The 20,849-nt window shown below is 73.9% G+C and carries 24 protein-coding genes; 11 read left to right on the top strand and 13 right to left on the bottom strand.

What is annotated here, in order from left to right; translation table 11 throughout:
- Positions 1 to 52: 52 nt before the first annotated feature.
- The gene (locus ABEA82_RS11715) at positions 53 to 205 is read right to left on the bottom strand and encodes a hypothetical protein (RefSeq protein ID WP_345661340.1); all 153 of its coding nucleotides are present in this window, start codon (positions 203 to 205) and stop codon (positions 53 to 55) included.
- Between the two features lie 128 nt (positions 206 to 333).
- Here ABEA82_RS11715 and ABEA82_RS11710 point away from each other — a divergent pair, with 128 nt between their 5' ends.
- Together ABEA82_RS11710 and ABEA82_RS11705 are read left to right on the top strand one after the other, a co-directional pair.
- Positions 334 to 1,677, top strand: a complete 1,344-nt coding sequence (locus ABEA82_RS11710) for a tetratricopeptide repeat protein (RefSeq protein WP_345661339.1) — start codon at positions 334 to 336, stop codon at positions 1,675 to 1,677.
- 115 nt (positions 1,678 to 1,792) lie between these two features.
- A complete protein-coding gene (locus ABEA82_RS11705; RefSeq protein WP_345661338.1) occupies positions 1,793 to 2,581 on the top strand; it encodes a GAF and ANTAR domain-containing protein in 789 nt (262 codons plus the stop codon).
- A 7-nt stretch (positions 2,582 to 2,588) separates the two neighbouring features.
- On the opposite strand, the gene ABEA82_RS11700 is transcribed toward ABEA82_RS11705, so the two are convergent.
- The gene (locus ABEA82_RS11700; RefSeq protein ID WP_345661337.1) at positions 2,589 to 3,371 is read right to left on the bottom strand and encodes a hypothetical protein; all 783 of its coding nucleotides are present in this window, start codon (positions 3,369 to 3,371) and stop codon (positions 2,589 to 2,591) included.
- A 364-nt stretch (positions 3,372 to 3,735) separates the two neighbouring features.
- Here ABEA82_RS11700 and thrS point away from each other — a divergent pair, with 364 nt between their 5' ends.
- Positions 3,736 to 4,965, top strand: a complete 1,230-nt coding sequence (gene thrS, locus ABEA82_RS11695; RefSeq protein WP_345661336.1) for a threonine--tRNA ligase — start codon at positions 3,736 to 3,738, stop codon at positions 4,963 to 4,965.
- A gap of 7 nt (positions 4,966 to 4,972) precedes the next feature.
- On the opposite strand, the gene ABEA82_RS11690 is transcribed toward thrS, so the two are convergent.
- Complete coding sequence (locus ABEA82_RS11690; protein ID WP_345661335.1) at positions 4,973 to 5,530, bottom strand: pyridoxamine 5'-phosphate oxidase family protein; 558 nt, start codon at positions 5,528 to 5,530, stop codon at positions 4,973 to 4,975.
- Positions 5,531 to 5,568: 38 nt separating this feature from the next.
- Positions 5,569 to 6,498: an RNA polymerase sigma factor SigJ gene (gene sigJ / locus ABEA82_RS11685; RefSeq protein ID WP_345661334.1), complete on the bottom strand. Its 930-nt coding sequence runs from the start codon at positions 6,496 to 6,498 to the stop codon at positions 5,569 to 5,571.
- 161 nt (positions 6,499 to 6,659) lie between these two features.
- Between sigJ and ABEA82_RS11680 the strand changes: the two genes are divergently transcribed.
- Positions 6,660 to 7,196, top strand: coding sequence for a YceI family protein (locus ABEA82_RS11680; RefSeq protein ID WP_345661333.1), 537 nt, complete (start codon positions 6,660 to 6,662; stop codon positions 7,194 to 7,196).
- A gap of 68 nt (positions 7,197 to 7,264) precedes the next feature.
- The gene (locus ABEA82_RS11675) at positions 7,265 to 8,221 is read left to right on the top strand and encodes a nucleoside hydrolase (protein ID WP_345661332.1); all 957 of its coding nucleotides are present in this window, start codon (positions 7,265 to 7,267) and stop codon (positions 8,219 to 8,221) included.
- A gap of 185 nt (positions 8,222 to 8,406) precedes the next feature.
- On the opposite strand, the gene ABEA82_RS11670 is transcribed toward ABEA82_RS11675, so the two are convergent.
- Positions 8,407 to 9,366: an LAETG motif-containing sortase-dependent surface protein gene (locus tag ABEA82_RS11670; RefSeq protein WP_345661331.1), complete on the bottom strand. Its 960-nt coding sequence runs from the start codon at positions 9,364 to 9,366 to the stop codon at positions 8,407 to 8,409.
- Between the two features lie 522 nt (positions 9,367 to 9,888).
- Here ABEA82_RS11670 and ABEA82_RS11665 point away from each other — a divergent pair.
- Entirely contained in the window at positions 9,889 to 10,659 is a 771-nt protein-coding gene (locus tag ABEA82_RS11665) for an Ig-like domain-containing protein (RefSeq protein WP_345661330.1), read from the top strand.
- A 441-nt stretch (positions 10,660 to 11,100) separates the two neighbouring features.
- Here the strand turns inward: ABEA82_RS11665 and ABEA82_RS11660 are convergent, their stop codons facing one another.
- Positions 11,101 to 11,616, bottom strand: a complete 516-nt coding sequence (locus ABEA82_RS11660; RefSeq protein WP_345661329.1) for an FxLYD domain-containing protein — start codon at positions 11,614 to 11,616, stop codon at positions 11,101 to 11,103.
- On the bottom strand, positions 11,613 to 11,987 hold the full coding sequence (locus ABEA82_RS11655) for a DUF6479 family protein (protein WP_345661328.1): 375 nt from the start codon (positions 11,985 to 11,987) through the stop codon (positions 11,613 to 11,615). Before ABEA82_RS11655 ends, ABEA82_RS11660 begins: the two co-directional genes overlap by 4 nt.
- A 152-nt stretch (positions 11,988 to 12,139) precedes the next feature.
- On the opposite strand from ABEA82_RS11655, the gene ABEA82_RS11650 reads away from it, so the two are divergent.
- Positions 12,140 to 12,991, top strand: coding sequence for a hypothetical protein (locus ABEA82_RS11650; RefSeq protein ID WP_345661327.1), 852 nt, complete (start codon positions 12,140 to 12,142; stop codon positions 12,989 to 12,991).
- Between the two features lies 1 nt (position 12,992).
- On the opposite strand, the gene ABEA82_RS11645 is transcribed toward ABEA82_RS11650, so the two are convergent.
- Entirely contained in the window at positions 12,993 to 13,355 is a 363-nt protein-coding gene (locus ABEA82_RS11645; RefSeq protein ID WP_345661326.1) for a DUF1304 domain-containing protein, read from the bottom strand.
- A gap of 328 nt (positions 13,356 to 13,683) precedes the next feature.
- Between ABEA82_RS11645 and ABEA82_RS11640 the strand changes: the two genes are divergently transcribed.
- From ABEA82_RS11640 to ABEA82_RS11625, 4 genes are all read left to right on the top strand, one after another.
- The gene (locus ABEA82_RS11640; protein WP_345661325.1) at positions 13,684 to 15,603 is read left to right on the top strand and encodes an Ig-like domain-containing protein; all 1,920 of its coding nucleotides are present in this window, start codon (positions 13,684 to 13,686) and stop codon (positions 15,601 to 15,603) included.
- 188 nt (positions 15,604 to 15,791) lie between these two features.
- Positions 15,792 to 16,349, top strand: a complete 558-nt coding sequence (locus tag ABEA82_RS11635; protein WP_345661324.1) for a tellurite resistance TerB family protein — start codon at positions 15,792 to 15,794, stop codon at positions 16,347 to 16,349.
- A 60-nt stretch (positions 16,350 to 16,409) separates the two neighbouring features.
- Positions 16,410 to 16,775 carry a DUF952 domain-containing protein gene (locus ABEA82_RS11630; protein ID WP_345661323.1) on the top strand — a complete coding sequence of 122 codons (366 nt, stop codon included), beginning with the start codon at positions 16,410 to 16,412 and terminating at the stop codon, positions 16,773 to 16,775.
- A 96-nt stretch (positions 16,776 to 16,871) separates the two neighbouring features.
- A complete protein-coding gene (locus tag ABEA82_RS11625) occupies positions 16,872 to 17,513 on the top strand; it encodes a DUF4328 domain-containing protein (RefSeq protein ID WP_345661322.1) in 642 nt (213 codons plus the stop codon).
- Positions 17,514 to 17,570: 57 nt separating this feature from the next.
- Here the strand turns inward: ABEA82_RS11625 and ABEA82_RS11620 are convergent, their stop codons facing one another.
- From ABEA82_RS11620 to ABEA82_RS11600, 5 genes are all read right to left on the bottom strand, one after another.
- Entirely contained in the window at positions 17,571 to 18,446 is an 876-nt protein-coding gene (locus tag ABEA82_RS11620; RefSeq protein ID WP_345661321.1) for a putative RNA methyltransferase, read from the bottom strand.
- 369 nt (positions 18,447 to 18,815) lie between these two features.
- Positions 18,816 to 19,295 (bottom strand): hypothetical protein, encoded by a 480-nt coding sequence (locus ABEA82_RS11615; protein ID WP_345661320.1) that lies wholly within the window; start codon positions 19,293 to 19,295, stop codon positions 18,816 to 18,818.
- Positions 19,279 to 19,770: an RNA polymerase sigma factor gene (locus ABEA82_RS11610; protein WP_003991661.1), complete on the bottom strand. Its 492-nt coding sequence runs from the start codon at positions 19,768 to 19,770 to the stop codon at positions 19,279 to 19,281. The genes ABEA82_RS11615 and ABEA82_RS11610 overlap by 17 nt, the downstream gene beginning before the upstream one ends.
- A complete protein-coding gene (locus ABEA82_RS11605; RefSeq protein WP_345661319.1) occupies positions 19,767 to 20,396 on the bottom strand; it encodes a class F sortase in 630 nt (209 codons plus the stop codon). The genes ABEA82_RS11610 and ABEA82_RS11605 overlap by 4 nt, the downstream gene beginning before the upstream one ends.
- Positions 20,393 to 20,827: a superantigen-like protein SSL4 gene (locus tag ABEA82_RS11600; protein ID WP_345661318.1), complete on the bottom strand. Its 435-nt coding sequence runs from the start codon at positions 20,825 to 20,827 to the stop codon at positions 20,393 to 20,395. The genes ABEA82_RS11605 and ABEA82_RS11600 overlap by 4 nt, the downstream gene beginning before the upstream one ends.
- Positions 20,828 to 20,849 lie beyond the last annotated feature (22 nt).

The following is a 20,849-nucleotide window of genomic DNA, read 5'->3' as shown; positions in this document are numbered from 1 at the left end:
CAGAGGTGAAACGGGGAGTAAGACACCGGTGTGAACGAGCCGGGCCGTTCGCTCAGCGGGAGTTCGCGACGGTCTGCCGGTCCTGCTGCGGCTCCTCGGCTCTGGCCGGGCCCGCGTTCGCCGCCAGCAGCAGGGTCGCGACGGCGACGACGGCGGCGGTGAAGCCTCTGGCGTACCGCTCGGCGGTGCGTGTGCGTTCGAGCACGGCGACCTCGCAACTGGGGGCGGCGAATACGGCGGCAAGTATTAAGCGAGTTCAACAATCCGGCTTAACCCTCCGTTTAACCTAGGGGCTGTTCAGGGCGAACGGCAAGAGGGGCAGGGGGAGTCGGCGTGGGGGAGCGTGACGATCCGGGGGTCATCGGGCGACGGGTGCAGCGGTTGCGTGTCGAACGGGGACTGACGCAACGGCAGTTGGCGGAACCTGTGTACACACCGGCCTACATCTCCACCCTGGAGTCGGGCCGGGTGCGCCCCTCCGACGACGCCCTGCGGCATCTCGCCGGCCGGCTCGGCGTGGCCTTCGACGAGCTCGCCACCGGGCGGTCGGCCCGGCTCGTCACCGAGCTGCGGCTGCGGCTGACCGAGGCCCAGCGCACCCTGGCCGTCGGCGAGACCGAGGCGGCGGCGGAGCAGTACGCCGCGCTCCTCGACGAGGCCGAAACGCACGGGCTGACCGCGGAACAGGCCGCCGCGCTGCTCGGGCTCGGCGAGTGCGCCCTGGAGACGGGCGAGCTCGTGACCGGCCGGCAGTACTTCGAACGGGCCGAGTCCTGCCTGGCCGGCGCCCCCCTGCCCACCCGCGTCCCGGCCCTGCGCGGGCGGGCCGTCGCGCACTACCTCGCCGGTGAGCTCCGGTACGCCGTCTACCTGCTGGAGTCCACCCTCGACGAGCTGAACCGGGGTGGCCTGCACGACCCCGACGCCCTGCTGCTGCTCTACGCCAGCGCCATCGGGCCGTACATGGACATGGGCGCGCACGCCCGTGCCGCCCAGGCCGCCGAGTTCGCCCTCGCGCTCGCCCCGCAGTCCGGCGACCCCGCCCTGGTCGCGCGCATGCACCGCTCGGTGGCCCGCACCCTGGTCGCCGAGGGCCGCCTCGCCGAGGCCGACGCGTCACTGGCCAAGGCCGCCGAGCTGTACCGCGGCCTGCAGATCCGCACCGAACTCGCCAACTGCCACTGGATGCGCGGCTACGTCTACGCCCAGGACGGCCAACTGGAGCGGGCCGAGGCGGAGTTGCGGGAGGCCCTCGGCATGCTGTCGGCCAAGCGCGCCGCCCTCTACAGCAGCCAGGTCGCCGTCGAGCTGGCCGACGTGCTGCACCGGCGGGGCAAGTCCGACGAGGCGTCGGCCCTGCTGCACGGGGTGCTCGACGACCTGTCCTCCGAGCGCGGTGCCGTCCACTCCGCAGCCGCGCACCGGCTGCTCGGCATCATCGCCGAGGACGCCCGCCGGACCGAGGAGGCCGAGGAGCACTACGTGCGTGCCCTGAGCCTGCTGGAGCGGGCGGGCGCGGCCGGTGACCTGGCCGACCTGTGCCGGCTGCTGGGCGACCTGCTGCGCCGCACCGGGCGGGTGGAGGCGGCCCTGGACGCCTACCGGACCGGCCTCGGCCACCGCACGGCTCCCGGCACGACCACCTTGGGGCCCGCCCCCGCACAGCCTCCGCTCTGACCGCTCCCTCCTCCTCCTCGGTCACCGCCCCGCGGCGGCGGACCCGGGGACGGGTTTCGCCTCACCGGCGGCGGGTAGTCGGCCACGGATCCGGGCGAAGCGGGCGAAGGAGGCGGTGGTCGTGCGGCCCACGGATGACCCGCGAGGCCCCTTCGGGGGCGACCCGGATCCCCGCCGCGGGGGCCCTGAGCGGGATCCGGACGGGTTCGGTGCCGCCGATGTGATCGCCAGGGAAGTGCGGGGCTCCGCGCCCGGCGAAGTGCCCGGGCGGCTCTGCGAGGTCGCCGTCGAACTGCTGCCGGTGAGCGGCGCGAGCGTGTCGCTGCGCAGCGACGGCATGCCCGTCCAGCTGAGCGCGAGCAACGCGCGGGCCGCGCACCTGGCGCAGATCCAGGCCACGCTGGGCGACGGCCCCTGCCAGAGCGCGCTGGAGGACGGGGCGCCGGTGCTCGCCTGCGACCTGACGGACGCCCGCGACGCCGGCCGCTGGCCCGTCTTCGCCGAGGAGGCCACGGCCGCCGGGGTGCGGGCGGTGTACGCGCTGCCGCTGGGCAGCGACGGACTGTGCGTGGGCACCCTCGACCTGTACCGCGACAGCCCCGGCGGCCTCACCGAGAACCAGTTGCACGTGGCCCGTCTGGTGGCCGGTGTCATGACGGGGGCCCTGATGTCGCTGCCGCGCGGTGACGAGGTGGAGTCGCCCGACGGGGAGGCCTGGCTGAGCGGGCTGGCCGCCGACCAGGACGAGGTCTACCAGGCCGTCGGCATGATCATGGCGCAGCTCGGCGTCGGCGCCGACGACGCGCTGGCGCGGCTGCGGGGGGACGCCTTCGCACGCGGGTGCACGGCCCTCGAGGTGGCACACGAGGTGATCACCCACCGGAGGCGCTTCGAGCGGGAGTAGCGGCCGCTCAGATCTGCGCCCGCCCCTGCTTCCTGATCTCGGTGAGGCGCTCCGCCCCGACCCGCACCGCGTGCTGTGTGACCTCCGCGTACACCTCGTCGAGGCCGGCGTTGGTGAGGGTGATCGCCTCCGCGCCGACGCGTACGGCGGCGACGTCGAGGGTGAGGTACGTCAGCTCCCCCTTCTCGGTCTCGCCGGCCATGGTGATCCGCAGCGCCTGGCGGGCGTCCCCGACGGGCGGCAGCGGCATGTCGGTGACCTCGACGCCCTGGGCCCGGCCGCGGGTGGTCGCGGCCGTGAACTGGCCGCACCTGCGCGGCAGCGACTTCAGCCAGGCCAGGGTGCGGTCGACGTCCGCCGGGGGGTAGGGGGCGATCTCGTAGCGCAGCTGGGTGTCGGTGCCGGCGGCGTCGAGCGCGGACGTCGCGCGCGGGCCGGCCGGGGCGCCGAAGAACTCCTCCGTGTAGAGGGCGTCGAGCAGCCGCTGGCAGTCGGGGCGCTCCGTGGTCCCCTTGAGCAGCCCGTCCCGCCAGGTCTTGGCACCTCGCGTCGGCACCCACGGCTCCCCCAGATCGGCCTCGGTGACCAGCGCCGCCTGGGCCTGAAGCTGGGTGAGTCCGGCCCCGGAGCCGGGGGGCCGCTCACCGGCGGGCGCCGCGGCGGTGGCGGAGGCGGAGAACCACCGGGGCCGCGCCCCGTCCTGGACGGAACAGGCGGCCGTGGACAACAGGGCGGTCATGGACAGCCCGGAGGCCAGGAGGGCACGGGCGGTGGCCGGGGGACGATTCATCTGGGGTGCCTCCTGAGGGGGGCGGGCCCGGTGGGAGCGGGCACTCCAAGATCGGTACGTGCTCTTACGGCACCACCACGACGGGCGGCACACCAGTGCGACGGGCTGTTCGGGTGAGGCGGGGGCGGGCAGCGCGAGCACGGCGGGAAAACCCGTCGCCCCGCACGCGGCACCCCTGTTACGGTCACGCCCATGCAGCGCGCCCAGCCGTTCCCGTCCCTCACGACGACGCCGGAGAGTGTCCCGGCGCGCTGACAGCTGATGTCCGAAGCCCCGGGGCGAGTGCCCCGGGGCTTCGTCGCGTGGTGCTCGCCTCCGAGCCGTGAACCGTGAACCGTGAACCGTGAATCCGGAGGAGCCCACCATGACCACCCCGCCCGACCACCGCAGGCTCGGCCGTGAACTCGACCTCTTCGACACCGATCCGCTGATGGGCGCGGGACTGCCGTACTGGCTGCCCGACGGCGCGATCGTGCGGCACACCCTGGAGGAATACGTCCGGGAGGCGGAACGGCGGGCCGGCTACCGGCACGTGTACTCGCCCGTCCTCGGCAAACGCGAGCTGTACGAGATCTCCGGGCACTGGGACCACTACAGCGAGGACATGTTCCCTCCGATGGAACTGGGCGCCGAACAGGTCCTGCTGCGCCCGAGCCTCTGTCCCCACCACGCCCTGATCTACCGTGCCCGCTCCCACAGCTACCGCGAACTACCCCTCCGCATGGCCGAGTTGGGCGGTATGTACCGCTCGGAGCTGTCGGGCGTGCTCGGTGGTCTGACCCGGGTGCGGGCCATCACCCTCAACGACGCGCACATCTTCTGCACCCTGGAACAGGCCGTGGAGGAGGCGCGTTCCGCGCTGGAGCTGATCGGCCGCGCCTACGCGGACCTGGGCATCCGCCCGGCCCGCTACCGGCTGTCCCTCCCCGGAGAGGGCGGCAAGTACGTGGCCGACCCGGAGCTGTGGCGGCGGGCCACCGCCCTCCTCCGGGAGGTCCTGGACGGCTCCGGCATCCGCTACGAGGCCGCCGAGGGCGAGGCGGCCTTCTACGGCCCGAAGATCGACGTGCAGATCGCCGACCCGGCGGGCCGGGAGGCCACCCTGTCCACCGTGCAGATCGACTTCCACCAGCCCGAACGCTTCGACCTGCACTACATCGGCCCGGACGGGGCGAAACACCGCCCGGTCATGGTGCACCGCAGCGTCATCGGCAGTGTGGAACGCGCGGTCGCGCACCTCGTCGAGTCCCACGGCGGCGCCTTCCCGCCGTGGCTGGCCCCGGTGCAGCTGGCGATCCTGCCGGTGGCGGACGAGCAGGCGGAGCACGCCCACGACCTGGCCCGCCGCGCCCGGGACCTGGGCCTGCGCGCGGAGGTCGCGGACCCGGCGGAGGGCACCCTCGCCGCCCGGATCCGCGCGGCCCGGCTGGTGCCGTACCAGGCGGTGATCGGCGCGCGTGAGGCCGCCGCCGGCCTCGTGGCGGTGCGGCTGCGGGACGGGCACCGGCCGGATCCCCTCCCCGCCGCCGAGCTGTTGCGGCGTGTCGGGGACCGGGTGGCGGCTCGCGGCACCGGCCTGTGGGACCAGCCGTAGGGGGCGCTCAGAACGCCCAGCGCGTGTGGCTGTAGATCCCGTTGTCCCGCCCGAAGCCGTACGCCGTGCCCGGGGTCACCCCGAACACCACCACGTCGCCCCGGCGGCACGCGTCGCCGATGCCGTGGAACGTGCCCTCGGGGGAGGTGATGTGCGGCCCGTACTTGGTCTCGTACGCCGTGATCACCTCCTCCAGCAGGGAACGGTCGGCGACCGGCTCGGCCCTGCCCTCGACCACGAGGTCCAGGCCCTCGGTCAGGGAGTTCGCACCGGTGGTCAGCGCGCAGTGCGCGTGACGGGCGAGGTTCTTCGCCTTCTGCTCCTCCCGGCCGGTGGAGAAGTACAGCACCCCGTCGTGCCAGGCGGCGATGCAGGGCGTGACGTGCAGCCTGCCGTCGGGCCGCACCGTGGACACCCAGAAGATCTCGGCGGTGGCCAGCCGGCGCTGGGCCTCGGCCCACTCGGTGGCGGTGACGTCCGCGGCGCCCGGGCGGGGGTTGAGTGCGGAGCTGTATCGGGAGTCGAGTTCGGTGGCGGGTTGTTTCGCGGTTCCTTGTGCCGGCATGGCGGGGCTCCTTGTCTCCGTGTGTGTCGGTCCGTGTGTCAGTCCGTCCTCCAGGGCCGGAGCTTGTCGGGGTTGAGTACGGCCCAGATGCGCTGGATCCGGTCGCCCGCGATGTCGAACGCCAGCACCGACACGGTGACGCCGTCCAGCTCGGCGACCAGGCCGGGCCGGCCGTTGACCTCGCGTTCGAGGAGCGTGACGCCGGGCAGCGCCCGGGCCCGGTCGGCGAGGAAGCGGGCGATCGGCTCGGCGCCCTCGACCGGGTGAAGTGCGGCGGGGACGAGTCCGCCGCCGTCGCCGGTCGCCGTGGCGTCGGGGGCCAGCAGGCCGACGAGGCCGTCGATGTCCTTGGCCTCCCAGGCCTGCCGGAAGGCCCGGACGAGACCGGCGCTGCCCGCCGCCGGGGCCGGTGCGGGCGGTGCCGTACGGATGCGGCGGCGGGCCGAGGACGCCAGCTGGCGGCAGGCGGCCGGGGTGCGGCCCACGATCTCGGCGACTTCGGCGAAGGAGTACCGGAACACGTCGTGCAGGACGAAGGCGACCCGCTCGGCGGGGGTCATCGACTCGAGCACGACGAGGAAGGCCATGGTGAGCGACTCGTCGAGGGTGACGCGGTCGGCGGGATCGGCCGCCTCTGCCGCGGTGTCGTCCCACCGCCCGCCGATCCACTCAGGGCCGCCGGGCAGCGGCTCCGGGACCCATTCGCCCACGTACCGCTCCCGCCGGGCCCGGGCCGAGCCGAGCAGGTCGAGGCAGATACGGCCGGCGACGGTCGTCAGCCAGCCGCCGGGCGACTCGATCTCGGCCCGCTGCCGCGGGGACAGGGCGTACCAGCGGGCGTACGTCTCCTGCACGACGTCCTCGGCCTCGGCCAGCGAGCCGAGCAGCCGGTACGCGAGGCCGGTCAGCTGCCGCCGCTCGCGCGTGATCGCGCCCAGCTCGTCTTCCGGCTCGGTCGGTGTGGTCATGGTGCGGATGGCTCCCTCGGTCGCTCGGGTCCTCACCCGTCCGACGAAACAGTGCCCCGGAGTGTCAGGGCGGCGCCCCTCACCTCACATTCGAGGGGGCTGTGTCGTCGTACCGCTGAGACCGACATCGGGTTCTGCATCCCCTTCCAGGAGACACCACCATGACCACCACGACCACTCTCGGCGAACTGACCGGCGACTACGTCCTCGACACCGCCCGTACGCGGATCGGCTTCACCGCGCGGGCCGCGATGATCAGCAAGGTCCATGGGCTGTTCGAGACGTTCGAGGGCAGCGCGCGTCTGGACGGCGGCAGCCCCTCGCAGTCGAGCGTCCGCCTCACGGTCCGGGCACGGAGCGTCCAGACCCGCAACGAAAAGCGCGACGACCATCTGCGCGGCGGCGACTTCCTGGACGCGGACGCCCACCCGGCCCTCACCTTCACCTCGACCCGCGTGGAGCAGGTCGGCGCCACCGGCTTCAAGGTCACCGGTGATCTGACCGTCCGCGGTGTGACCAGGCCGGTCACCGTGGACTTCGAGCTGGCCGGCGCCGGGGACGAGCGGGGCGGCTTCCGGGTCGGCTTCACGGGCAGTACGACCATCGACCGCCTGGACTGGGGCGTCAGCGGGGCCCGGGGCATGGTGGGCCGGAAGGTGACGCTGGAGTTCGACGTCACCGCGATACGCCGGCCCTGACCCGGAGGCGGACCAGGTCGTAGGGTCGCAGGCACCAGGATCGTACGACCAGTGGAAGGAGCCTCGCCGTGACGGACGGTCAGCGCATCCCGGTGATCATCGACTGTGACACCGGCGTCGACGACGCCCTCGCCCTGCTGTTCGCCGTGCGGCACCCGGCACTCGACGTGCGCGCGATCACCTGCGTCGCCGGGAACACGGACGTGGACGGCGTCGTCCGCAACACCCTGACCGTGCTGGAGGTGGCCGGGGCCGGGGACATTCCCGTGGCCCGGGGCGCCGAGCGGCCGCTGATCGAACCCGTGCGGACGGCCCGGCACGTGCACGGGCAGGACGGCATGGGGGACCTGGGGCTGCCCGCGCCGACCCGGGTGCCGGTCGACGTGGACGCGGTGACGCTGCTGCGCCGCGAGATCCTCGCCTCGCCGAGGCCGGTCACCCTCATCCCCACGGCGCCCCTGACCAACATCGCGCTGCTGCTGCGGACGCACCCCGAGGTGACCCGCAACATCGAGCGGATCGTGTTCATGGGCGGCGCGGTGGCGACCGGGAACGCCACACCGGTCGCGGAGTTCAACGTGTGGCACGACCCGGAGGCCGCCGCGGTCCTGCTCACCGCGGGGGTGCCGATCACCATGTACGGCCTGGACGTCTTCAAGCGGGTCCTGGTGCCCGCCGGGGAGGTGCAGCGGCTGCGGACGAGCGCGGAACCGAGCCTGCGGCTGGCCGGGGAACTGCTCGCCCACCGTGATCCGGCGACCTCGGGCGACCCCACTCCCATGGGCGGCCTCGGTGACGCGGGCGCGGTCTGCGCGGTCGTCGACCCCGAGGGCATCACCACCGAGCGCCTGCCGGTCGAGGTCGTCCTCGCCCCCGGCCCCTCCCGCGGCCAGACGATCGTCGACCGCCGCCCCCGCCCCGGCGAGTCCGAGATCCACGAGGGCACGCGCGAACAGCCCCTGGTGGACGTGGCGTTGGACGTGGACGTGGAGCGGTACGTGAACCTGTACCTGAAGACCCTGTAGCCCGTCTACGGCAGGACGATGCCGACGGCTGTTCTGCCGTAGAGGGGGCCCTCGGGCCGGTCGGTCGCGGTCGCGGTGGACCGGGAGACCGGAGCCGGGCCGGGGGTGGAGGTCGCTCGTCGGCCCGCCCTGCCGCGGTCCCGGTGGGGCGTCGGCAGGGCGGAGACTCGCGGGAGTGGCCTGGCTCAGGCGCCCGAGGCATTGCCCTTCGCCCGGCGGCGCGTCACGACCACCAGGGCCGCGCCGCCCGCGAGCAGCGCCGCCGCGCCGAGGGCGATCGGGCCGGTGCTGCCGTCGGCGCCGGTCTCGGCGAGGTCGCCGCCACCGCCGTTCGGCTTGGGGGCGCCGGGCGTCGACTCGGAGGCGGACGGGGTGGGCGTGTCCCCGTCGGAGGACGGCGGCGACGAGGGCTCGGACGGCTCGGACGGCTCGGACGGCTCGGACGGGGAGGCCGGCGGGGTCGTCTGCTCGGCCGGCTCCGACGGGGTCGCGGGCGGTGTGGCCGGGGGCGGCTCCTCCTCCGCCGGCGGCGGGGTCGTGCAGTTCTTCGTGCCTCCGTTCCAGGCCGCGATCAGCTTGTCCTTGATGACCGGGCGGTCCGGTCCCTTGGGCAGCTCGCCGTGCTCGAACCCGTCCTTCGCGTCCAGCTCGCCGTCGAAGCGCACCGCGCCCCGGTAGAGGTCGATCTGCCCGAAGCAGCCCTTGTCCGGGACGGCGATGTCGAGCGAGTCGGTGCCGCCCGGCTTGACCGTCACCGTGTCGAAGTCGACGAACACCTGCTCGCCGGAGGTCGCGAAGGTCGCGCCGTGCGCGAGGTAGGAGGCGAGGGAGGCCGTGCACGTGGCGGCGTCACCCGCGGTGCGGACCTTGATGTGGACCTTGCCGTCGTCGGTCGGCTTCAGGTTCTGGTCGTCGACCTTCACCGAGTCGTAGAAGTTCGTGCCGTCGAGCGAGAACAGGCAACGGTCGGTCCCCGTCTCCGTGCCCGCGCCCGTCCCTGGCTGGTAGCTGCCGCCGGACGACCAGCCGTCCCCACCCGGCGCACCCTGCGCGAACGCGGTGGTGGCGGAGGCGGCGCAGAGGGCGAGGGCCGCGGCGCCCGCCCCCAGCAGGCGGCGCGCGGTGACACGTCTCGCTATGGACATGCGGATCCCATTTCTTGGCGTGTGCCGGAACCCGGGTGACGGCATGCGCGCAGCGCACGGCGCACGGCTGCGGGCCGCACCGGGGGTGAGTGGTGGAAGAAACACGGGGCTCATTGGTCACATGCGCCTCAGTGCGCCCCCATCGTGGCCGCGCCGCATCACCCTGTCAACCTGCGGTGACACAAAGGAAGTTACTCCGTCATCACACTTTCCTCACAGTAGAAATGGACTACTCCGATTCGACGCGATGGTTCCTTTTCCCGCCCTATGCCGTGCGAAGGCCGCCGCGACGGTCCCGCTGCCGGCCGGTGAGGTGCTGCTGAGCAGCGCGCCCCTGGAGGACGGGCGGCTCGGGCTCGACACGACGGTGTGGCTCGGGCGTTGGCCCGGACCCCGGGCTCGCCCCACCGGGCGGGCGAGCCCGCCACCCGCACGGCCGAGCAGGACGCGCCATCTGCGGGAACGCCCCGCGACAATCGCTCCAGAGTCCCCTCGCCGTCCGCACAGGGAGCCCCGCCCGCGATGAACGCGATGAACGCGAAGAACCCGATGAGCAGGTCAAGGAAGACAGCAGCCGTCGCGGGGGTCGTCGTGGCGGGAGTGCTCGCGCTGCCTGGCCCGGCCGTGGCGGCCCGGGACGGTCACCTGTGGGGTGCCGCGACCATCGCTCCCGGCCGGGAGGGCATCGTCGAGGTCGCGAGCCGGCAGGGAGTGACGCCCGGCGCGGGCGCCACCCTGACGCTGAGAGCCCCCAGGGGCACCCGGGTGACGGGGACCCCGCTCGACGCGGCCGGGTACCGCGGCCGGATCGCCACCGGCGGGCGCAGCGGGACGTACACCGTCACCGGCGACGCGGCCGGGCAACCGTGGCAGGACCGTACGTTCCCCTTCGTGCTGGCCGTTCCCACGGGCGCCGTGCCCGGCACCCGGCTGCGCGACTGCTTCCTGCGGATCACCGACGCGCAGGGCGTGCGGCAGGCCGCCGGCCGCTGCTCCGTGACCGTGGGCCTGGCGGAGCCGACCATGAGCCGCCCGCTGTCCGGCGTACCGCTGGGCGCCCGGCCCCAGATCTCCGGGACGGCGCACCCGGGCGCCCAGGTCACCGTCCGCGACAAACACGACCACGCGGCCTGCGCGACCACCGCGGCCCCCGACGGCACCTGGACCTGCACCCCCGGCCCGGCCCTCCCACCCGGCGCCAACCGCCTCCAGGCGACCGCCTCCCTGAACGGGGTCAGCGCCACGAGCGAGCAGATCGACATCTCGGTGGCGGAGACCGTCCCGGGCCAGTAGCGCACGGTGCGCTTCACCTTGGCCTCGGATCTCGCCGCGCAGATCGCGGTCGGTGCGACCAGCAGGGCTTTCGACGGTACCCGGCCCTGCCACTACCGGCCCGGCCGTCCCGGGTCAGTAGCGCACGGCTTGGGCCACCTGGGCCCGGTTCTCGGCTGAGAGGCCAGGGCCTGCGCGACCGCCGCGGCCGCGGATGCCACCTGGGCCTGCACCCCCTGGCCCAGCCCTCTTGCCTGGTGGCAACCGTCTCCGTGCCCGGGCCGCCTGGGTCGGGTCTCGCGACCAGCGCGGCCTTGCGGCGGCACCGGGCCCGCGCCCCCGGCTGCCCGGTCCACCTGCCCGGTCCACCCGCCCGGTGGCGACCGTCTCCGGGTGGACGCCTCAGGGCCGAGGCCGAGGCGTCGGCGGCTCAGGACGTGGCGGCCGAGCAGGTGTCGTGGGTCAGTAGCGCACAGCCTGGGCCACCCGGGCGCGGATCTCGCCGGAGAGGTCGTGGGTGCTGCGGGCGGTGGCCGTGGCGGAGTCGCCCGGCTGGACGTGGTCCACGGTGACGATGACCGTGTCGACCAGCTCGCCCCCGGCGTCGGTGAAGTTCACCTGGACGGCGAAGGACCTCTCGGAGTCGTCGGTGTTGTGGGCGGTGACCTCGGCCCGGGCCCGGCCGTCGGAGCCGACCTCGGGCGCGGTGACCTTCACGTCGCCCTTGACGTCGACGCCGCCCTGGATGTCGTCGAGCCGGCGCCCGGCCTCCGCCGTGGCCGACTCGACCGCCTCAGAGGCCTGGGAGGCGATCGACCCCACCGCCGACTCCGCCTTGCTGGCCGTGTCCGAGGGGCTGCTGTAGCTGTCGCAGCCGGCGAGCAGGGCGCCCACGGCGAGCGCCAGCGCCGACCCGCCCGTCGCCCAGCGGGCCCGGTGGCGGGCAGCCCCGTCCCCTCCCCGGTCGCGCGGCCTCACGTGCGTCCGAGGCCGCCGCCGCCGAAGGATCCGCTGGATCCGGGCGACCAACGGCGCGGTTCCTGGTCCTTTCCGGTCCTGGTGCTCGCATGATGCAGCTCATGCGGCAGGAGCCGCTTGCCGTCGCCCGTCACGACCGGCACGTCGTCGGGCTCCCGCCTTTCCCGCGTCTCATGGACCGGACCGCCGTCCGGGAGATGCGGCTGCTCCTCGGGGCCCGGGTGGTGGGTGTCCTTGTCCATGACCCGCATCCCCACCCGTACGGCCCAGATCAGCGCGCAGGCCACGATCAGGCCGCTGACGAAGGCGATGGTCACGGCGACCGCGTGTTCCGGCGATGCCGCCAGCAGTTCGTACGTAGCCGTTCTCATGCTCCGATTATCGCCGACGTAATGCGATAAAGCGCCCGGAATGTCCCACCGGAATGTCCGATCAGGGCGCCCGGCCGGGCCCCCGGGCAACCTCGGCCGCGCCGGTGACGACCAGACGGTGACAGCCCACCCCCCACACGAGGGAGATCACCATGCGCAGACACCTGGCACGGCTGCTCACCGTGCTGGCCGTGCTGGCGGCGGCGTTCGCCACGCCGGGTCTGGCGAGCGCCAGGACGCAGGCCGCCGACGAGTGGAACCCGCCCGCGGGCCTCGTCCAGCCCCTGAACGAGGTGTGGAGCCACGTCGAGTCGACGTACCCGAACCTGTACGGCTTCCGGAACTACGGCTGGGACCAGGTCATGGCCAACCGGGGCAGCGTCAACTACTGCGTGCGCTGGGAGTCCGACGCCCCGGTCAGCGCCGCCCTGCGCGACCGGATCCACGCGGCGCTGAAGAAGCAGTTCGGCAAGTGGACGACGGCCATGACCGAGAACGGCAAGGGTCACAACGCCTGGCCGTACACCGACGTGCCCGTCAACATCGTCGGCTGGGCGGTGAAGAACCGCTCCACCCTCCAGTGGACCGACAACTCCGTCGACATCTACGCCGGCAACCTCGACAGCGGAGGCGCCCCGCAGTGCGCCCCGGACTGCGGCCGCTTCTTCCACCAGGACGGCGACTACTCGAAGTGTCCGGGCGGCGCCGCCCGCCACTACGACCAGTCGCTGTGGCTGACCAAGGGCTTCCAGGGCGGCGCGGGCGGTGACTGGGGCCAGCGCGTGGGCCAGGAGTACTTCACCGGCGCCCTGAACCAGGAGAACATCCACATCTACCTGCACGAGGTCGGCCACACCTTCGGCCTCGACGACTTCTACGACTGGTCGCCGACCGGCCAGTGCTGCTTCCTGATGAAGGCGGGCAGCGCCACGCAGATCACGGAGTTCGACAAGTGGATGGCGCGCGACTTCTGGCGCCACCTGAAGAGCCGCTACGGCCTCTGAGTCATCCGGCGAGCAGGACCAGGACCAGGGCGAGCAGCGCCGGGACGGTCTGGACGAAGAGGATCTTCCGGCCGGCGGTCGCGGCGCCGTAGAGTCCCGCGACCGCGACGCACAGCAGGAAGAACACCGAGACCTGGAAGCCCACCGGGTCGGACGCCACCGCGCCCCACAGCAGACCGGCGGCGAGGAAGCCGTTGTAGAGGCCCTGGTTCGCGGCCAGGGCCTTCGTCGACGCAGCGAACTCGGCGCTGGTGCCGAAGGCCGCGCGGGCCCGTGGAGTGGTCCACAGGAACATCTCCAGCACCAGGATGTAGGCGTGGAGCGCGGCGAGAGCCAGCACCGCGAGGGTGGCGAGGGTCGACATGTACGCATCATCGCAGGCGTGCACCGCTGTCCCCGTTCGGGCCTCCCGGGAGGCGGCGCGGGGCGCCCCGGGGGAGAGTTCGGACAGTGGAAGGCCGGGTCGGGCCGACGCGTCCCCGCGTGTGCCGCTCGGGAGCCCGGCCCGGCCTTCCCGCACGCCGGTGCCGGGGTCACCGGTCCCGCCCGGGCGGCTGTCCGGAATCGACCATTCTCGGTTGACCGGCAGCATCAACTTTGATCAGCTGTCCCATCAGTCTTGTTCGATTCTGAAATCGAGCGGCTCATGGCTCCCAGGGGGGGAGCTTGTGACGAGTTGGGGAGTTTCCTTGATGCATCACGATGCTGCCGTGCCGCGCCGCGCCAGACTCCGGCGCGGCGCGGCCGCCCTGACGCTGCTGGCGCTGACCGGCGGCACCGCCCTGACGGGGGCCTCGGCGGCCACGGCCGCCGGCAGCGCCGGGCCCGCCGGAAAGGCGTGCACCCCGACGGACACCTTCTCCGGCTGCCGCCTGTTCGACCCGACGGACGCCGCGCAGGAGTTCAAGGTGCCGTCCGGGGTGACGAAGCTCGACGTACGGGCCTGGGGAGAGGGCGGTGCCGGCAACTCCATGACGACCGGCGGTGCGGGCGGCTTCGTCGCCGGCACCCTGAAGGTGACGCCCGGCGAGGTGCTGCGCCTCGCCGTCGCCGGGCCGCGCTTCGGTGACGCCCTCGGCGGCAAGGCGGGTGCCGCCGGTGCCGAGCGCGGTGGCAACAGCAGCGGTATCCGCACGAGCACCGGCGCTGCGCTGGTCGTCGCCGGCGGCGGTGGCGGCGGTGGCGGCGACCTGGTCCACGCCCAGGCGGGTGCCGCCGGTGGCGAGTCCGGCCAGGACGCCTCCGAGGCGGGCCGCGGGGGCAAGGGCGCCACCGGCGCCAAGGGCGGCGCGGGCGCCGGCAACGGTGCCGCGGGCGCCGACCACGCCAAGGGCGGCGCCGGCGGCGCCGGCGGTGCGGGCAGGTACGGCGGTGGCGGCGGCGGCGCCGGTTACGCGGGTGGTGGCGGTGGTACGGGCGCCGAGGCCGGCAGTACCCCCGGGAACGACGGCACCACCGGCAGCGGTGGCGGCGGCTCCAGCTTCGTCGAGCCGGACCGGGTGGACGACGCCCGGCTCGTCGTCGGCAAGGGCAACAAGGCGCCGGAGAAGACCGACCCGTTCTGGGCTCCCTCCGGCGACCCGGTCAACTCGGGTGTGGCCGAGGGCGGCGCCAACGCCCCCGGCGGCCCCGGCCGGATCGTCCTGCAGTGGCGGAACGCCCCCGCGGTCGACCGGCTGGCCCAGGTCTCCGGCACCGACGTGACGACCCAGCCGGGCGTGGACGTCAGGCCGCTGGCCGTGATGGCCCGGGACAAGGACGGCAAGCCCGTCGCGGACACCTCGGTGACCTTCACGATCGACGACCCGAACGGTCTGAAGCCGCTCTTCTACCTCAAGGGCGGCCCGGACGACGACGAGACCGTCGTGTCGACCGACGCCCAGGGCCGGGCGCAGTCCCCGTGGATCGGGCTGGGCAGCAAGAAGGAGGGCGAGTTCACCGTCCGGGCGAAGACCCAGGGCGCGTCGACCGCCTTCACCGTGCGGGTCAAGGAGTCCCCGTACGTCGTGAGCGTCGCCGGCGGCAACGAGCAGCAGGCCGAGCAGGGTGAGGACTTCGCCGACGCGCTGCTCGCCCAGGTGGTCAAGTCGGGCCAGTCGGCGCCGGCCGGCACGGAGGTCGAGTTCCGGGTCGAGGACGACAGCGAGGACGCTCCCCGCTTCCAGGGTGAGGACCAGGTCGTCCGCGTGACGACCGACGCCTCGGGCCGGGCCACCGCCCCGGGCCTGACCGCCGGTGAGGGCACGGGCACCTACACCGTCGCCGCGAAGGTCGGTGACGCCATGACCCAGTTCGCGGTCGAGGTCGTCCCCGGCGACGGCACGCCCGAGCCGAGCCCCGGCGACGAGTCCGGCTCGCCGTCCCCGAGCCCCACGACCGACCCGAGCCCCTCGGCGGAGCCGAGCCCGTCGGCCGGCACCACCTCCGGGACGACCGGCGGCACCTCGACCACGGGCGGCACGTCGACGAACCTCGACGGCGGCAGCCTCGCCTCCACCGGCGCGGGCGGCATCGGCCTCGTCGCGGCGGCGGCAGCGGCCCTGGCCGCCGTGGGCTTCGCGGCGTTCCGCTTCGGCCCCCGCCTGAGGACCCGGTCGCGCGACGGCGCCTGACCTGACATCAGCACGGCTGCCCGCACCCGGCCTCCGGGTGCGGGCAGCCGTCGTTCCCGGCACCGGAATCGAGGGCTGTCCGTTCGTCTCGCGTTTTGCGGAACCTTTGCCCGAGGGCCGGGCGTTGGAAGGGTGTGCGCGCGTGAGCGGGTGCGCTAGTGATGCTGACGAATACCGAGGTGACGTCAATGGCAGTGTGGGACAAGCTCAAGGACCAGGCCAAGGCTCTCCAGCAGTCGCAGGGCGGACGCGGCGCGACCGGCGGGCACGGCGGGCACAGCGGGGGGACGCGGTCGGGCGGTGGCAGCAAGGCCCAACTGGTCGGCCTGTTCAAGACACAGCTCGGTTCGCTGAAGAACGAGCTGAAGAGCGGGGCCTACCGGGACGCGAGCATGGCGATGTGCGCGCTGGTGGCGGCGGCCGACGGGAGCGTCGATCCGGCCGAGCGGCAGCAGGTCGAGTCGATGATCCTCAGCAACGACGTGCTGCAGAACTTCCCGCCGGAGCAGCTGCGCCAGCGTTTCAACAAGCACGTCGACCAGCTGACCATGAACTTCCAGCACGGCAAGGCCGAGGCGATGCAGGAGATCGCCAAGACCGCCAAGAAGCCCACCGAGGCCAGGGCCGTGATCCAGACCGGCATGGTCATCGCCGGTGCCGACGGCCACTTCTCCCAGGCGGAGGCGACGGTCCTGCGCGAGGCCTGCGCGGCGCTGGGGGTGTCGCCCGCCGAGTTCCAGCTCTGACCGGCGAACCGGCGCGGAGCCATAACGGCGGAGCTGTAACGGCGGAGCTATAACGGGGGCATGATCTATCACGTCGTACCGCGCACGGTCTGGAACGCCGCCCCCGAGCAGGCGTACGCGCCCGCCTCCCTCGCCGAGGAGGGCTTCGTGCACTGCTCCCCGGACGAGCCGACCACCCTCGCCGTCGTCAACGCCTTCTACCGGGACGCGCCCAGGCCCCTGCTGGTGCTCGCCCTCGACGAGGCGCGCCTGACCGCGAGGGTGGAGTGGGAGGCGGCGGCCCCCGCCCCGCCGCCCGGGGTCTCGGGAGACGTCCTGTTCCCGCACGTGTTCGGCCCGCTCGACCGGGACGCCGTCGACCACGTCCTGGAGGTGCGGTGGGACGAGGAGGGCCGGGCGACGGGACTGAGCGTCACGGCAGGGTGATCAGTACGACAAGATGACCGGGTGAGCGCTCAGCAACCCCCCATCACCCCCGTCAACCCCGGTCCCCCGGCCCCTCCCCCTGCCCCGGACGGTGCGTTGCGCCCGATCCGTGGCGCGGCCCGCTGCGCGATCGCGGCTCTCGCCCTCGCCACAGTCGCCTGGGCGGCGCGGGCGGTCTGGCACATCCGGCTCGCCATGGCGGGCAGTCCGGCCTCCGGACCGCCGGACCAGGGAGACGGCGTCCACCGCCTCCCGACCGCCCTGGAGGACTCCTACCATGTCGTCAGTTCCGCGGGCGACGCCGCCACGGTGATCTGCGCGGTCGCGTTCCTCCTCTGGCTGGACCGCGTCCGGGACAACGCCCGTGCCCTCTCGGGCACGAAGCCGCGATACGCCTACCCCTGGCTCTTCCTGGGCTGGATCGTGCCGGTCATGAACCTGTGGGTACCCCGGGGCATGGTCGCGGACGTCCACAGCTCGGTCTTTCCCGACCGGCGGCTGCCGGCCGTCGTGAACTGGTGGTGGGGCCTGTGGCTGGCCGGTCTGGTCGGCGGAGTGGGCCTCATCTACGCCGACCCCACGGACGAGGTCATCGCCCGCGCCTACACCGGCGTCGTCCCGCTGCTCGTCGCCGACCTGGCGATCGTGGCCGCGGCCGCGACCGCCGCCCTCATGACCCGCACGCTGACCACGGCACAGCAGCAGTACATGGACGAGGCCCCACGCCCCGCGGCCTGACCGGGCCGCCACCGACGGGACCCGCACCCGGGGCCGGGCGGCAGCGGCCGGTTCGCCCTAGCCCTGGTGGCCCGCCGGCCGGTACACCGACACGACGAACGAGGCGGTGACCCGCACAGGAGCCGGCAACTCGCCGACACGGCGGCGCAGTTCCGCCGGTTCGACGTGACGCGCGGCCGGGCTCATCGTCACCAGCCCGGCGACGTCCTCGGGCGTGAGGCTCATGGCGTACTCCAGCGGCTCGGTGCGGGCGGGCCGGAAGTGTGCCGCCAGGGTGCGGCGCAGGCGTTCCTCCTTCCTGGGGTCGACGGCCAGCAGGCCGAGGGGCGGCCGGAGTTCACGCAGATGCCGGGCGGTGGGCGTGACCACGAGCAGGGCGCCGTCCGGCCGGAGGACGCGGTGGAACTCCGGCCCGTTGCGGGGTGCGAAGACGTTCAGCACGAGGTCCGCGCAGCCGGTGCGGACGGGCCACGGCTGCCAGACGTCCCAGCCGACGGCCTCCCCGCGGGCGTGGGCGCGGGCCGCGGCGCGCAGGGCGGGGGCGGAACTGTCGAGCCCCAGGCCCATGGCCTCGGGCAGGGCGTCCAGGACCGCCGCGAGGTAGTGGCCGGTGCCGGACCCGGCGTCCAGCACGGTCGCGTCGGGCGGGGCCAGGTCCGCGGCGAGCCCCGCGAGGGTGCGGACGAGCGGTTCGTAGTGTCCGGCGCGGAGAAACGAGACGCGGCTGCGGACCATGTCGGCGGAGTCGGCGCTCGCGGCACGCCGCCGCCCGGTCAGCAGGCTGACGTAGCCGTGGCGGGCGATGTCGAAGGTGTGCCGGTCGGCGCACCGCAGGGCACCGTCGGCGCGTGCGAGGCCGGACGGGCACAGGGGACAGGTCAGGACGGTCAGAAGCCGGTCGGACGGCAGGCGTCGGTCAGGACGCGAAGGCATGGCTGCTCCTCGACGACGCGGCACGGCGCGACGAAGTGACGAAGCGCGAAGCGGCGGGCCGCGTGCGGGCGGTGGACGGTGAGTCGTCGGGGCCCGCCGGTGGCGGGCACACCGAGGACGGCGACGTGAGGTCGGACCCACGTCACCGTCCTCACCGCGGTGTCAGAGGAAGCAGTGCGCAATGCCGTTGAATGCCATACGGGAAGGCTACCTGCCGCCGCCGAACGTCACGACGGGCCGTCCGTCCGAGGCGAAAAACCAGCGCAGGGCACCCGCGTAGGAGGAGTCGTTCGACCCGCTGTCGCAGGAGGTGTTGCCGGGGCACTGGCAACGCGGGGCACTGGCAACGCGAGTCCCCGGCAACGCGGGTCACTCGCTGCTGGGCGTCGCCCTCTGGTCCGGGGACGGACGGGTCGCCGACGGAACCGGACGCACCAGCGTGGGGGCGGCCGACGGTCGGCGAGGTGAGGTCTGAGGGGCGTCGGACGCACGGCCGGTCGGGGCATCGGACGCACGGCCGGTCGGGGCGTCGGACGTGGGGCCCGAGGGGGAAGGGGACGAGGGCGGTGGGGTCGTGGTCCTGGAGGGCGGGGCCATCGGGATCGTGGGGGAGCCGGGGGGTTCCGGGGACGTGAGGCGCAGGGGGAGGGCGAGGAGGGCGGCCGTGGCGCAGAGCAGACCGGCTCCGGCCGCGGTGCGCAGGAGGCGGCGGCGGGTCGCCCTGCGGCGGATCGCCTCGTAGTGGCCGGAGGGTGCGCTCAGGTAGTCCGGGGAGGAGGGGCGCAGGATCACGGCGAGCGGGTCGTCGGGGCCGGACTCCGGGCCGTCGTCGTCAAGGCGTGTGGTCAAGGCTTCTCCTCAGGTGGACGCGGAGCAGTTCCCGGGCCGCGTGCAGGTCGGCCTTGACGGTTCCTTCCTTGCGCCCGGTCAGCGCGGACACCTCCCGGATCGGCATGTCAGCGTAGTAGTGCAGGAGGATCGGGACGCGGAGCCGTTCGGGGAGCGACTGGACGAGCAGGCGCACCGACGGGTCGGCCTGTTCGGGGTGCGGGCGGACGGCCGCTTCCGAGGTGACGCGGTGCATGGCCCGGCGCTCGCGCTCCAGTTTGCGCCAGTGGTCCCGCACGAGGTTGGCCGCGGTGACGTAGAGGAAGCCGCGGGGCTCCTCCACGGACGTCCAGCGTGCCCAGAGCCGGGTGAACGCCTCCGAGGCGACCTCGTGGGCCGTCTCGTCGTCGTCGACGAGCCGGCGGCACCAGCCGGCGAGGCGCGGGTAGAGGGCGGCGAACAGTTCGGACGCGGCCTTCTCGCGGGACCGTTTCAACGCTCTCCAGAGGTGGGGGACTCGGCGCCGCCCAGCGCGGCGAAGACGATCACGTTGTCCGTGTATCCGTCGCCGGTACGCGCTCCGCCGCACGTGATCAGCCGCAGCTCCGGGCGGTCCACGTCCCCGTAGACGTCGTCCGCCGGGAAGTGCGACTTGGGAACCGTCCGTACGGCCGTGACGGCGAACTCCGCCGCCGTGTCGTTCTCCAGGCGCGCCACGATCCGGTCGCCCTGCCGCAGCCGGTCGAGGTGACGGAAGACGCCGTCGCCGTACGCCCCGACCGTGACATGACCGAGGATCACCGACGGCCCGGTCTGCCCCGGGGTGGGCGAGTGCCGGTACCAGCCCGCCCGGTCGTCCGCCGTGGCCGGTGGCACCTCGACGGTGCCGTCCGGTGCCAGGCCCAGCCGCATGACCGGGGTGTCGACGCCGATGGCCGGGACCAGTAGCCGAACCGGAGCCGAACGGGCCAGGGGACGCGCCCCCTTGACCGGAACCGGCCGGGTCGGCGTCTTCGTGGGCGACTTCGGCGGTGGTGCGGTGCTGGCCTCGGGACCCGCGCACGCCGTCAGTACGGACGCCAGTGCCGCGGTCGTGAACGCGCGCCTGGAGAACGGGGTCATGCCCCGGTCGCCCGGCGGCGGCGTACGACGAGGAACGTCCCGCCGCCCACGGCGAGCACCGCGGCGGCGCCCGCGCCGACCGCCGTGCCGCCGGAACCGGACGCGGAGGACGCCGCCGTCACGCCGGTGTCGGGCGCGCCGCTCGGCCGGACGGAGACCTGGTCCCTGGCGCCCTCGGCCGGCACCCGGGTGGGTTCGGCGCTCGGGACCGGGCGGTCGGTGGCCGGGGGGCGGGTCGGCTCGGCGCTCGGGGCCGGGCGGTCGGTGGCCGGGGGGCGGGTCGGTGCGGCACTCTGGTCCGGCTGGGTGGTGGGCGCGGTCGCCGACGGGACCGGGCTCGGGGTCGTCGCCCCGCTCGCGAACGCGGGCCCGGTGCCCAGCAGTACGGCGGTGCCCGCGAGGGCCAGGGCGCTCAGGACGGTTCGGCGCATGGAATCGCTCTCCTTCGTCGGT

It is taken from the genome of Streptomyces venetus, from assembly GCF_039540295.1.
Lineage (GTDB): Bacteria > Actinomycetota > Actinomycetes > Streptomycetales > Streptomycetaceae > Streptomyces > Streptomyces venetus.
The sequence above is the reverse complement of the archived record's forward strand: the minus strand, read 5'-3'. Positions and strand labels throughout refer to the sequence as shown.

What these genes read in the sequence shown, in the direction of transcription:
- ABEA82_RS11700 (WP_345661337.1), bottom strand. Translation starts at nt 3,371, where the DNA reads ATGAATCGTCCCCCGGCCACCGCCCGTGCCCTCCTGGCCTCCGGGCTG.
- thrS (WP_345661336.1), top strand. Translation starts at nt 3,736, where the DNA reads ATGACCACCCCGCCCGACCACCGCAGGCTCGGCCGTGAACTCGACCTC.
- ABEA82_RS11690 (WP_345661335.1), bottom strand. Translation starts at nt 5,530, where the DNA reads ATGCCGGCACAAGGAACCGCGAAACAACCCGCCACCGAACTCGACTCC.
- sigJ (WP_345661334.1), bottom strand. Translation starts at nt 6,498, where the DNA reads ATGACCACACCGACCGAGCCGGAAGACGAGCTGGGCGCGATCACGCGC.
- ABEA82_RS11680 (WP_345661333.1), top strand. Translation starts at nt 6,660, where the DNA reads ATGACCACCACGACCACTCTCGGCGAACTGACCGGCGACTACGTCCTC.
- ABEA82_RS11670 (WP_345661331.1), bottom strand. Translation starts at nt 9,366, where the DNA reads ATGTCCATAGCGAGACGTGTCACCGCGCGCCGCCTGCTGGGGGCGGGC.
- ABEA82_RS11665 (WP_345661330.1), top strand. Translation starts at nt 9,889, where the DNA reads ATGAACGCGATGAACGCGAAGAACCCGATGAGCAGGTCAAGGAAGACA.
- ABEA82_RS11655 (WP_345661328.1), bottom strand. Translation starts at nt 11,987, where the DNA reads ATGAGAACGGCTACGTACGAACTGCTGGCGGCATCGCCGGAACACGCG.
- ABEA82_RS11650 (WP_345661327.1), top strand. Translation starts at nt 12,140, where the DNA reads ATGCGCAGACACCTGGCACGGCTGCTCACCGTGCTGGCCGTGCTGGCG.
- ABEA82_RS11645 (WP_345661326.1), bottom strand. Translation starts at nt 13,355, where the DNA reads ATGTCGACCCTCGCCACCCTCGCGGTGCTGGCTCTCGCCGCGCTCCAC.
- ABEA82_RS11640 (WP_345661325.1), top strand. Translation starts at nt 13,684, where the DNA reads ATGCATCACGATGCTGCCGTGCCGCGCCGCGCCAGACTCCGGCGCGGC.
- ABEA82_RS11635 (WP_345661324.1), top strand. Translation starts at nt 15,792, where the DNA reads ATGGCAGTGTGGGACAAGCTCAAGGACCAGGCCAAGGCTCTCCAGCAG.
- ABEA82_RS11630 (WP_345661323.1), top strand. Translation starts at nt 16,410, where the DNA reads ATGATCTATCACGTCGTACCGCGCACGGTCTGGAACGCCGCCCCCGAG.
- ABEA82_RS11620 (WP_345661321.1), bottom strand. Translation starts at nt 18,446, where the DNA reads ATGCCTTCGCGTCCTGACCGACGCCTGCCGTCCGACCGGCTTCTGACC.
- ABEA82_RS11605 (WP_345661319.1), bottom strand. Translation starts at nt 20,396, where the DNA reads ATGACCCCGTTCTCCAGGCGCGCGTTCACGACCGCGGCACTGGCGTCC.
- ABEA82_RS11600 (WP_345661318.1), bottom strand. Translation starts at nt 20,827, where the DNA reads ATGCGCCGAACCGTCCTGAGCGCCCTGGCCCTCGCGGGCACCGCCGTA.